Annotated in this window: 5 protein-coding genes; 3 read left to right on the top strand and 2 right to left on the bottom strand. The window is 69.5% G+C overall.

Annotated features, from left to right (window positions below; all coding sequences use genetic code 11):
• From VF665_RS02735 to VF665_RS02725, 3 genes are all read left to right on the top strand, one after another.
• Positions 1-1,780 (top strand): ATP-binding protein (locus VF665_RS02735; RefSeq protein ID WP_331051867.1); only part of this gene is annotated, 1,780 nt, incomplete at its 5' end.
• Between the two features lie 145 nt (positions 1,781-1,925).
• On the top strand, positions 1,926-3,506 hold the full coding sequence (locus tag VF665_RS02730; protein WP_331051866.1) for a bifunctional metallophosphatase/5'-nucleotidase: 1,581 nt from the start codon (positions 1,926-1,928) through the stop codon (positions 3,504-3,506).
• Between the two features lie 23 nt (positions 3,507-3,529).
• Positions 3,530-4,195, top strand: a complete 666-nt coding sequence (locus VF665_RS02725; protein WP_331051865.1) for a hypothetical protein — start codon at positions 3,530-3,532, stop codon at positions 4,193-4,195.
• Between the two features lie 326 nt (positions 4,196-4,521).
• Here the strand turns inward: VF665_RS02725 and VF665_RS02720 are convergent, their stop codons facing one another.
• Positions 4,522-5,220, bottom strand: coding sequence for a TetR/AcrR family transcriptional regulator (locus tag VF665_RS02720; RefSeq protein ID WP_331051864.1), 699 nt, complete (start codon positions 5,218-5,220; stop codon positions 4,522-4,524).
• Between the two features lie 59 nt (positions 5,221-5,279).
• Positions 5,280-5,651, bottom strand: a 372-nt coding sequence (locus VF665_RS02715) for a hypothetical protein (protein ID WP_331051863.1), incomplete at its 5' end; no start/stop codon positions are given.

Genomic DNA, 5,651 nt, shown 5'->3' with positions numbered 1-5,651 from the left:
GCTAGTTGTCAAGCCTCTTGTCAAGCCAACGATGACCCGCGACGAACTGGACGAGGCACTCACCGCACTCCGGAAGCACGACTCCGAGACTCCGGGCATTGAAGCCAAGCGCGCCCAAGCCGAGCTTCCGCGCCGGGTTTGGGAAACGCTGTCGTCGTTTTCCAACACGCCGGGCGGGGGCGTGCTGCTTCTGGGCGTGGACGAAGAGGCGGGGTTCTCGGCCGCCGGTGTGCGTGATCCCGCCAAGCTGCAGGCGGACCTGGGTGCCCTGTGCGCGGACCAGATGGAGCCGCCGCTGCGTCCGCTCATTCAGCTCTGGGACGTGGATGGGGCAACCATCGTCAGCGCCGAGTTCCCCGAACTGCCGCCTGACCAGAAGCCGTGCTACTACCGGGGCAGCGGACTGCCCAACGGCGCGTTCGTCCGGGTGGGAGATGGGGACCGCCGGCTCACCCCGTACGAGGTGCAGGCGCTCTTTGAATCGCGGGGCCAGCCGCACCACGATGCCGAGCCGCTGCCGGGCACCGGCGCGGGCGATCTGGACCCGGTGCTTCTGGAAGCCATGCTGCAGCGGTTTCGCGAGCGTGACGGGGCGCCGTACCGCGAGTGGTCGGACGAGCAGCTCCTTCGCACCCTTCGCATTCTGGTGCCCGGCGCGGACGGCAATCTGGTGGCGTCCCTCGCCGGGTGGCTCTGCTTCGCGCCCTATCCACAGGACCGCTTCCCCAACCTGTCGGTCTCCTTTACGCGCTATCCCGGGCTGGTGGCGGGTGAACCGGGCCCGGGCGGCGAGCGCTTTCTGGACAACGTAAAGATCGAGGGAGCGCTTCCCGTCGTGGTGGTGGAGGCCATGCGCACGCTCAAGCGCAACATGCAGCGGCGCGGCATCGTGCAGGGGCTGTATCGCGAAGACCTGTGGGAGTATCCGGAAACCGTGCTGCGCGAGGCTCTGGTGAACGCGCTGGGGCACCGCGACTACTCGCCGCAGGCGCGCGGCGCGCAGGTGCACGTTCAGATGTTCCCGGACCGGCTGGAGTTCCTGAGCCCGGGCGGGCTGTTCGGTCCGGTGCAGCCCGACCAGTTGGGCGAGGTAGGCGTGCAGTCGTCGCGCAACGCGCACCTGATGCGCTTGCTGGAAGAATTGCCGCCTCCCGGAGAGCGCCGGCCGCTGTGCGAAAACCGGGGCACCGGGCTGGCTTCCATCCTGGACCAGCTCCGGCGGGCCGGAATGTCGCCGCCGCGGTTCGACGTCACCCTGACGCGGTTCCGGCTCGTGATTCCCAACCACACCCTGTACGACCCGCAGACGCTGGGGTGGCTCGAGGCGGTGACGTCCGAGCTGCCGCTGGCGCAGTCCCAGCGCCAGGCCCTGGCGTATGCGCGCCACGGTGCCAGCCTGACAAATCCCGACTACTGCCGCGTCACGGGGGTCGATTCCCGCGTGGCCACGCGGGAACTGGCCGAACTGGTGGATCACGGCGTGCTCCGGCGCGAAGGGGTGGGCCGCTGGAGCACGTACATGCTCGCCGGGCAGGCCGCGCCGCGCGCGCCTCGGGACCGCACCCGGCAGGACCGCGGCAAGCAGATTCTGGTGCTGCTGCGCGATGCCGGCCCGCTTTCCGCGCGCGACATCGGAGAGCGTCTGGGCCTGTCGCCGTCGGCCGTACGCTACTGGCTCCCCCGGCTACGCGCGGAGGGCATCGTGGTGACGACCAAGCGGGATGCCACCGCGCCCGGGATGCGGTACAGGCTGGCGCCCAACCGGCAGCTTGACAACTAGCTTGACGAAAGCTTGACAACTGACGGTGCTTGTCAAGCTTTCGTCAAGCTGGGCGTCTTGTGTTTCCCCCGGGGGTGCCGTATGCTCCCCCAGCCTGTGGGAACGCTGCGACGCTTCTGCTACAACTCCGTTCCGCAATCTCCTGATGAACATCGCCCGAACCACGATCCGCATGGCCGCAGCGGCCGCGCTGCTGCTGTCCGTTCCCGCGCGCGGGCAGGAGTTCCGCCCCGCGGCGGCGTTCATTCAGGTGAACGACGTGTATCGCATCGACGCGGTGGAAAACGGGCGCGTCGGCGGGCTGGGGCGCGTGGTGACGCTGGCAGAGCGTGCGCGCCGCGGCACCGGTGTTCCCGTGCGTGTGCTGCACGCGGGCGACTTTCTGGCTCCGTCGCTGGAAAGCCGCTACTTCGCCGGCCAGCAGATGGTGGACGCCCTCAACTTTCTGCACGCCCGCGCCCCCATCATCGTGGTGCCGGGCAACCATGAATTCGACGAGCGGCGGCCCGCCATGCTGCGCGACGCCATCAACGCGTCGCGCTTTCCCTGGCTGGCGGGAAACATCCGCCTGAACACCGGCGACGCCGCCGCGGACCGCCGCCTGGGCTCGGACACCGTCATCGAGTCCGGCGGCATGCGGATCGGCATCTTCACCGTCACCTTTCTGGACGCGCCCCGCGAGTACGCCCTCCCCGACACCATGTACGTGGCGGCGGTGGAGCGGCAGATCCGCGAGCTGGAAGGGCGCAACGTGGACGCCATCGTGGGGCTGACGCACCTGGACCTCGCGCTGGACCAGCGGATCGCGGGACTGCGGCGCTCCCATCCCAAGCTGGTGTGGATCGCGGGCGGCCACGAGCACTTTCTCATCCACCATCCGCTCACCGACAGCACCGCCGCCATCACCAAGGGCGACAGCAACGCGCGCCGCGTCTGGCAGGTGGTGCTGGGCCGCCGCGGCACCGTTCCCGCCCTCCGCGCCGATTCCATCCCGCTGGACGCCTCCGTGCCGGTGGATCCCGCCTATCAGCGCGATGTGGTGGCGCGGTGGGCGGGGCGCATCCGCGAAAAGGTGCCGTTCTTCGATCAGGTGATCGGCCGCAGCACCACGCGGATGGACGCGACGGAAGAGACGGTCCGCAACACGGAAAGCGCGTGGGGCAACTGGCTGGCGGACGTGATGCGCACCGCGTATCCGGACGTGCCGGCGGACGTGGCCGTGCTCAACGGGGGCGCCATCCGCATCGACGACGTCATTGAGGGCGAGATCCGCTGGGAGCACCTGGCGCGCACCTTCGGCTTTCCCACGCGCGTGGGGCTGGTGTGGCTGCGCGGCCGCGACCTGCGCGAAACGCTGCTGGAGCGCTCCGTGTCCGGCGGGCGCGGCGAAGGGCGCTTTCTGCAGGTGAGCGGGCTGCGCTTCACCTTTGACCGGTCGCGCCCCGCGGGCCAGCGCGTGTCGGAGGTGCAGGTTCAGCGCGGCGCCGCGTGGGAAGCGCTGGACGACGCCCGCGTGTACGTCGTCGCCGTCCCCGACTACCTGATGGGTGGGGGCGACGCCTACACTTTTCACAACCGCGCGGTCATGAGCGTGCCGCCCGGGCCGGACCTGCGGCTGATGGCATTCGACGCCCTGGCCGCCGCGTTCAGCCGGGGAGAGGCGATCTCGCCGCGCGTGGAAGGCCGCATTACCGAGCGTGGCGCGAACGGCGCCGCCCGTCCCTGAGAACCCCCTCGCAGGAGCACCCCGTGTCCCAGGCCAGTCCCTCCGCAATGACCGCGGCCACCTTTGCGCCCAGTGAACTCGTGCTGCTGAACGGGGAGCAGTTCGCCCCCGAAGCCGGCATGCTGGCCGGCAAGGAAGAGCTGCTGACCACCGGCGCCAAGGTGAATTCCGAGAAGCTGATGGAGGCCGCCGTGCACGCGGCCGTGTGGTCGCTCGTGGACGCCGGAGCGGTGCGGCTGGAGACGCGAAAGGGCAAGGCGCTCTTCGGCCTGCTCAAGACGGAGAAGACGCACCTGGTGCGCGGCACCGCTTCCAGCCCGTATCCGCCGAACACGCTGGAGGCCCACCTGGCGGAGCAGGCCGGGCTGGAGCCGGAGCTGGACGCCGCCATCGCCGCGTTCATCGGCGCGGAAACCGTGGACGTCCCGGGGCGCACGCTGGGGATCATCAAGGCGGGGATGTCGCAGCGCGGCCTGCTGGACGTGGAGCAGAAGAAGGTGATGCTGGTGTTCAGCAGCGTGGGGTACTCGCTCCCCGCCGGCACCCGCGAACTGGCCGCGCGCGAGCCGGTGGAGCCCGTCCGTACTCTGATGGCTCGTGCCGAGCAGGCGCAGCCGGAGCTGTACCGGGCGGTGCAGAAGGCCATCGACTCCGCCACCGTGCAGATGACGCCCAGCCGCAACGACTGACGGAACGCGCCACCGGAAGCACACGAACGCCCGTCCTCCATGGAGAGGCGGGCGTCGTTTGTCGATGGGCTTTTGGGAGCTGAAGGATTCTGGGCGTGCCCCTCCGCTGCGCTCCGGGTCGGGCTTCGCGCGCCGTAAGGCACGATACGACTGTGCCTAACGGCGCCGAGCCTCCTGCGTTCCGGGGCAACGGTACTGCTGTTGCCCCTGCACTCCGGTGTCTCGGCCCTGCGGGCGCGAATCCCTCACGCGTGGCGCGGCTCACGCGTCCGTCACGGCCGGCTCCGCACTCCGCACTCAGTACTCCGCACTCAGTACTCAAGTACTCACGCCTCCGTCGCCCCAACCGGCTCGCGCAGCTCCGTCACCAGCCGCAGCACCGCTTTGCGGATCGGGCCCATCAGAGGCAGCGTGCTCAGTGCGACGAGCCGCGCGATCAGGTCCACCGTGCGCTCCATCAGCCGCCACGTGCGGACGTGGCCCGGTGAGCGGTCGTGGATCCAGAACAGGATGATGCCCATGTGGTACATCCACAGCAGCCCGGGCAACTCCGCCTCCAAGTCCCGCGGCATGCGGCGGTCCTCCGACCCGCGCACCACCTGGGCGAATACCTCCGTGGCCTCCTCCCGCGCCGGCGCGCTTTCCTCGCTGAACGGGTTGAGCGGGCTTTCCGGATCCGCCGCAGTGCGGAACATGATGGCCGAAAAGCGATGGTACGGCTCAATCGTCTGCAGCTTGGTGCGCATGACGCCCAGCAGGCGGTCGCGGAACGCGCGCTCCGTCCGCAGCACCTCGTCGGCCGCGGCCACGTGCTCCAGGTGCGTGCGGTGGTAGAACGCCTGGATCAGCTGTTCCTTGCTGCGGAAGTAGTAGTACGCGCTCCCCAGCGACATCCCCGCCTGTTCGGCGACGGCGCGCATGGTGGTGTCTTCGTACCCCCGCTCCCGGAACAGCTGAAGCGCCGTTTCCAGGATCAGCGCCCGCGTCTGCTCGCCCTTGACCGTCTTTTTTGCGCCTTCCGCCATCCCCGCTCCCACGCTGGTGTGCGCCCAAGCTGCGCCCCCCGGCGATCCCCGCGCAACCTTTATGACCACAACCCTTGTGCCCCTCGGCAGCGCTGCAGGCTCGGCGTGACTCGGAGAGCAAGGGCCAGCACCGTGAGCCCGACGACGAGGCCGATCAGCGCGGGGCCGGAGTTCCAGATCGCCGGGCTCATCACCAGCGCCAGAACCGCGAGCGCGAATCCCGACATCCCCACGGTGATCGCCCCTCCATGCTTCGGGTTCCACCAGGCATACGCCATCGTGAACGGAAGCCATGCGACTGCGAGTGCAGCCGGGAGCGCTCCGAACAGCAGAGCATGGTACGCGAGGGTTTCACCCATCTCGCCCCAGCCCGTCCGGACAGAAAGCTCGCCCTCCGCGATCAGCATCGCCGCGATGCCCGCCGGATACGC

The organism is Longimicrobium sp., from assembly GCF_036387355.1.
Classification (GTDB): Bacteria; Gemmatimonadota; Gemmatimonadetes; order Longimicrobiales; family Longimicrobiaceae; genus Longimicrobium.
The sequence above is the reverse complement of the archived record's forward strand: the minus strand, read 5'-3'. Positions and strand labels throughout refer to the sequence as shown.